4 protein-coding genes are annotated in these 6,179 nt (G+C 45.5%); 1 reads left to right on the top strand and 3 read right to left on the bottom strand.

The features are described from left to right. Window positions 1–223 precede the first annotated feature (223 nt). Complete coding sequence (locus J0895_RS24560; RefSeq protein WP_207090608.1) at window positions 224–1,621, top strand: ferredoxin:protochlorophyllide reductase (ATP-dependent) subunit N; 1,398 nt, start codon at window positions 224–226, stop codon at window positions 1,619–1,621. 203 nt (window positions 1,622–1,824) lie between these two features. On the opposite strand, the gene J0895_RS24555 is transcribed toward J0895_RS24560, so the two are convergent. The 3 genes from J0895_RS24555 to J0895_RS24545 form a co-directional block, all read right to left on the bottom strand. Continuing rightward, window positions 1,825–3,303 (bottom strand): serine/threonine-protein kinase, encoded by a 1,479-nt coding sequence (locus J0895_RS24555; RefSeq protein WP_207090607.1) that lies wholly within the window; start codon window positions 3,301–3,303, stop codon window positions 1,825–1,827. Window positions 3,304–3,370: 67 nt separating this feature from the next. Then, a complete protein-coding gene (locus tag J0895_RS26190) occupies window positions 3,371–4,177 on the bottom strand; it encodes a M15 family metallopeptidase (RefSeq protein WP_242541573.1) in 807 nt (268 codons plus the stop codon). A gap of 18 nt (window positions 4,178–4,195) precedes the next feature. Next, the gene (locus J0895_RS24545) at window positions 4,196–5,752 is read right to left on the bottom strand and encodes a protein kinase domain-containing protein (protein WP_207090606.1); all 1,557 of its coding nucleotides are present in this window, start codon (window positions 5,750–5,752) and stop codon (window positions 4,196–4,198) included. Window positions 5,753–6,179 lie beyond the last annotated feature (427 nt).

The following is a 6,179-nucleotide window of genomic DNA, read 5'->3' as shown; positions in this document are numbered from 1 at the left end:
TGGATTTAGAGGGATTTGGAGACACAAGTTCTGACGATGACCTCGGGGATTTAGACCTCGATGCGTTAGGAGATGATGACTCAGAAGATGCGTTTGGTGATGTCGATTTGGATGCGTTAGCGGATGAGATGGACTCTGAAGATGATTCAGAAATGTCCGATCTCTTGAATGACTTGTAAGCGACTGATTTAGCACCAACAATTAACACAGGAGAATCGATTTTATGACTGTTGCTCCATCTGAAACGCTCACCTTTGAGTGTGAAACCGGCAACTATCATACCTTTTGCCCTATTAGCTGCGTGGCGTGGCTTTACCAGAAGATAGAAGATAGTTTCTTTTTAGTGATTGGCACGAAAACCTGTGGTTATTTCCTCCAGAATGCGATGGGGGTGATGATTTTTGCCGAACCGCGCTATGCAATGGCGGAGTTGGAAGAGGCAGATATTTCGGCCCAGTTGAATGATTATGAAGAGTTGAAAAGGTTGTGCTTACAAATTAAGCGCGATCGCAACCCCAGCGTCATCGTTTGGATCGGCACCTGCACCACCGAAATTATCAAAACCGACCTAGAGGGTCTCGCACCGAAACTGGAAGCTGATTTAGGCATTCCCATCGTCGTAGCGCGTGCCAACGGGTTAGACTATGCCTTCACCCAAGGCGAAGATACCGTATTGGCGGCAATGGTCCAACGTTGTCCCAATAAGGTGGAAAAAGAGGAAGAAAAACAAGAACGCAACGCCATTCAGAAACTGCTCAACTTCGGTAAGCAAAAAGAAGACGTTGCGGCAGACGAAGCGGAATATACTAATCATCCTCCGTTGGTGCTGTTTGGGTCCTTACCCGACCCGGTGGTGACGCAACTCACCTTAGAACTGAAGAAACAAGGGATTAAAGTTTCGGGGTGGTTGCCATCCAAGCGCTATACCGAACTCCCAGCAGTTGCCGAAGGGGATTATGCCTGTGGCGTTAACCCCTTCCTCAGTCGCACCGCTACGGCATTCATGCGCCGTCGCAAAGCCAAACTGATTGGCGCACCCTTCCCGATCGGTCCCGACGGCACCCGCGCCTGGATCGAAAAAATCTGCTCCGTCTTCGGCATCGAACCCGTCGGATTAGAAGAACGGGAAGCCCAAATCTGGGCCAGTTTGGAAGATTATATCCAACTGATTCGCGGCAAATCCGTCTTCTTCATGGGAGATAACTTGCTAGAAATCTCCCTAGCGCGGTTCCTGATCCGCTGCGGCATGACTTGCGCGGAAATTGGCATTCCCTATCTGGATAAACGCTACCAAGGACCCGAACTCGCCTTGTTAGAAAAAACCTGCCATGAGATGGGTGTTCCCCTCCCGAAAATTATCGAAAAGCCCGATAATTACAACCAATTGCAACGGATTCACGAAGTGAGACCGGATCTAGTCATTACCGGAATGGCTCACGCCAACCCCCTAGAAGCACGGGGTATCAGTACCAAATGGTCGGTGGAATTTACCTTCGCCCAAATTCACGGATTCACCAACGCCCGGGATATTTTAGAGTTAGTCACTCGTCCCATGCGTCGGAATAATTCGATGAAAGACCTAGGTTGGGACCGTTTGGTGAAAGAAGAAGCCCAAGTATAATCTGATATCATTACATCACAAGAAAAAGGGTGGGCATTAGTCCACCCTTTTTCTTGTTCCCCCCCGTTCGTAGTAACGACTTCAGTCGTTCTCTTTCTTAGTTCGTAGTAACGCCTTCAGGCGTTTCTTAATTATTCCAGGACAGAATCACTTCAGGAAATCCCTCTAAAGCGTTCCTTAAATCAATTCATTAACCCCTTAATTTAAGGCTCAAATTTATCATCAAATAGCCAAGTTTGTTCCCGATTATCCCAAACTAAATTAATCCGACTTTTCGGGTCATCAACAATTATTCCATCATTCATCAAATACTGTAACTGCACATCCACGATCGCCTCTCGTTCTGTTTGGGCGATCGAGCGCACACTGAGCACCCGAATCTCTGCCACACTCTCCCACCAGTCTACATAATCAGCAAATGTACCCGCCTTGCTTTTAAAATTATGAGACAGCTTACTCCAAGTTGGATTATATTGCCGTTGATTCAGATTGGCATAATGATTTCTAATAAATTGTTTCGGGTCCGGTTGCTCGATTAATGGCACCGGATCGGGTGTGGGTTGCGCTTGCGGTGAATGATTCTCAACTTCCGGCAAAGGATTAACCGCTTCTGGGGGTGGGGATTGTTCCGTTCCCATGACATTGGATGAAGTCGTTGCCGGTTGGGGTCGAGAAATCCAGAGTCCGACAAAGACAAACATCCCGATAATTGTCCCCATAATCGCCGCCTTTTGCCAATCGCCTAGACTGGAAGATTTATCAACAGGAAGTGGCATGGGAGTAGGCTCGACACCAACCGGAACAGGTGCAACCGGATGAACAGGCGGTGGCGATCGCATTGTCGGTGGCATCCCATACTCTGGCATTGTAGCAGTAGTTAACGCATCCAACATTTCTCGGGCACTGTGAAAGCGATCGCGGGGATGGGACATAATCGCTTTGTCCAAAATTGTTGCAAAATTTGGACTAATTCTCGGTGCATATTGTCGCCAAATCACCTCCCCAGTATCATGATTCATTGCCAATTCTTGAGGCCATTTTTCTGTCAATAAATAAATCGCCGTCAACCCCAAACTATACAAATCACTGGAATACACCGGACGTCCTGCTGCCTGTTCTGATGGCATAAATCCAGGAGTGCCAATCACTATGGAAGCGGTGCCGTTTCCCGAGGAGTTCATCACGGTTCCCATTGTTTCTTTGACTGCGCCAAAGTCAATCAAGACTGGGGTTCCATCGGAGTTTCGCAAAATGATATTATCCGGTTTAATATCCCGATGGACAATCCGTTGAATATGCACAAATTCTAACACTGGCAGCAAACTCATCAGAATTTCACGGACCGAACTTTCGCTCATCTTCCCGTGATTTGCTACCCGATTGGTCAGAGTTTCTCCTTCTATCCATTCTTGAACGAGGTAAAACTGAGTCTGTTCTTCAAAATAGGCATATAACCGAGGAATTTGGATATTTCCCTCTCCCAATTCTTCTAAAATTGCGGCTTCTCGCGCAAATCTTTCATTGATGATTTGAAAGATTTGGGGATTAGCAGTCACGGGTTTGAGTTGTTTGACCACGCAGCGCCGTTCTGATGGCATTTGAGTATCTTCAGCAATGAAGGTGTCCCCAAATCCCCCGGAACCGAGTTCTCGAATCATCCGATAGCGATTGTTTAATAGCATTATTTTTTCTGAAAACTTTAACATTTATAGAGAATCAAAAGGGATAAATTCTCCCATTCCACGAACCTTAGAATAAATTTTTGGCTTTTGCAAAGATGGCCCGAGCATTCTCGGAACCGACAAATCGCCAATGCCAAGGCTCATACATTACTCCTTGCTTATTTTCCGCTGGGAAAGACATTTCAAATCCAAATTTTTCTGCATTTTTTTGTAGCCACCGAAAAGCATCAGTATTTTCAAATTGAGAGGTGATATCTTGTTTCGGAAATCGACCATCTGCTAAATCTACTGTTAATCCCGTATGATGTTCACTGTACCCAGGAGGGGCGCTGATTTTGGATGCGGCTTCAATTGATCCACGACGTTCAACTTGATTTTCAAACAAAAGTCTTTGCCGTTCAACATCACGAAATGCTGAAACTGAGACAATCCAAACGCCATCATTACGCGCGGAATAAATCAGCTTCATCAGCGCCTTGGCTGCGTCAGAGTCAAGATACTCAAATCTCTGATAAATATCTTCGCCATAACTGGCGATCGTCACTAATCTATCGGGATTTGCTTCAGGATAGAATAAATGACCTAAATAAGTATCATCTCCACCCGGATTCTGGATAGACAAATTCACGGGAAAATTATCATCATGTGATGATAAATCCGGGGGTTCTTCTGGACTCAATTGTAAGTTCTGTTCGGGCTGATTCTTGTTACTTGTTTGAACAGGCTGGGTCGTTCGATTAGCATCACCATCAGATTGATGATATCCACCAAATTGAAGCAAACCAACTCCTAATAAAACTACAACCATAGCGGCTAAAGTAACCATCCCTAAAAATTGAAAGGGAAACAGCATCTTTTTAGTTTTTATTTTCATGGCTCTTTTAGTCTGTTATTATTGCACATTTGATATTTTCCAACTATCATCAACCCATTCAAAAAAGAATCGGTATGATTGAGTTTTAGGGCCAAAGCTTGTTCTGTTTGAATCTATTCTTCCATTGACATAAAGAATCAAATCTTCAGTAACGCTGACTTCTATGTTAGCTGCGTTACCTGAAACGGACACATCTCGTCTAGGTTGAACATTGTAGCTCAAATATTCATAATAAGCATTGTTATTTTGCAGCCAATCGATAGAGCCTATAGTTGTGCGATAGCGCTCACCTGTAGTTAATCTACCGGCTAATTGCCGGTCATAAGAACGCCCAAATATCCGGGATTTTGCTGCCAACCAATTATTAATCACACCAACTGCTTCTTGCGAGGTAATTGAAGGATTTGATGGAGTAGGTTGACTGGGAACTGGTGCTAAATTATTACTGATGGACGGATTAGGAGATCCTGGAGAATTGCCTGTTTCTGAGTCAGCAGTGGCATTGGTTGGGGTGGGTTGGGGTCGGGTGATCCAGAGTCCAATTAATACAAAAGCACCAATGATACTCCCGATAATCATCGCCTTTTGCCAATCTCCCATACCCCCGGATCTATCCACCGGTGGCGCGGTAGGGGGAGAGACAACCGTGGGAGGTTGATAATTCATCGGAGGTACGGAAACCGCAGTCACAGGAACTCCATTTTCAACTGGGGGGACCGATGCCACGGCGACTGCTGGGGAACTAGAATTTCTGCCTTCTAAGGCATCCAACATTTCTCGGGCACTATGAAAGCGATCTCGGGGATGGGACATAATTGCCTTGTCCAAAATTGTTGCAAAACTTGGACTAATTCTCGGTGCATATTGTCGCCAAACAATCTCCCCAGTATCATGATTTGTTTGCAATTCTTGAGGCCATTTTTCCGTCAGCAAATAAATCGCCGTCAACCCCAAACTATACAAATCACTGGAATAAACCGGACGTCCTGCTGCCTGTTCTGATGGCATAAATCCAGGAGTGCCAATCACTATGGAAGCGGTGCCGTTTCCCGAGGAGTTCATCACGGTTCCCATTGTTTCTTTGACTGCGCCAAAATCAATCAAGACTGGGGTTCCATCGGAGTTTCGCAAAATGATATTATCCGGTTTAATATCCCGATGGACAATCCGTTGAATATGCACAAATTCTAACACCCGCAGGAGACTGACGAGGATTTCTCGGACTGAACTTTCGCTGAGTTTGCCGCTATTTTGGACCCGATGAGTCAGGGTTTCCCCTTCTATCCATTCTTGGACGAGATAGAACTGCCCGTCTTCTTCAAAATAGGCATATAACCGGGGAATTTGGGTATTTCCCTCTCCCAATTCTTCTAGGATAGCTGCTTCTCTGGCAAAGCGGTCTTGCAAGAGTTGATAGATTTGGGGATTGGTGGTAACGGGTTTGAGTTGTTTGGCGACGCAGCGCCGTTGGGTCGGCATTTGGGTATCTTCTACCAGAAATGTTTGCCCAAATCCACCCGCGCCAATGTCTCGAACTACTTGATAGCGATTGTTCAGCTTTGTTGGGGTCATCATAGCTCGGCTCGCCTCGTCAGACTTTTTCTGAGCATATCACGACTGTTGAGTTCGGGTGAATTTTGTTAATTAATCTTTAAGAAAGGTCATTGGTCCTTGGTCGTTTGTCAGGGTTTTTTCATCAAAGGTATTGCCTGATAAATTTACGGACAGCAGCTAGAAAGATTTATATGATTAAGTTTCGGCGATTTTGTCAGATTTTTCGGGTTACGGACAGCAGAGAAATGGTCATGGGTCATTTGTCGTTGGTCATTGGTCATTGGTTGTTGGTCCTTGGTTGTTGGTTGTTGGTCCTCGGTCAGTGGTCCTTTGGGGAAGGGGGTTACTTGCTGCTTTGACAGTTGACAGTGGATAGTGGACAGTGGATAGTTGATAGGAGAGAGTAGACAGTAACTATTCACTAGAATAACCCCCCGTGACCAATGAC

Origin of the sequence: Phormidium pseudopriestleyi FRX01, from assembly GCF_017313335.1 — a bacterium.
Lineage (GTDB): Bacteria > Cyanobacteriota > Cyanobacteriia > Cyanobacteriales > Laspinemataceae > Laspinema > Laspinema pseudopriestleyi.
This window is presented reverse-complemented; position numbering and strand designations above follow the sequence as displayed.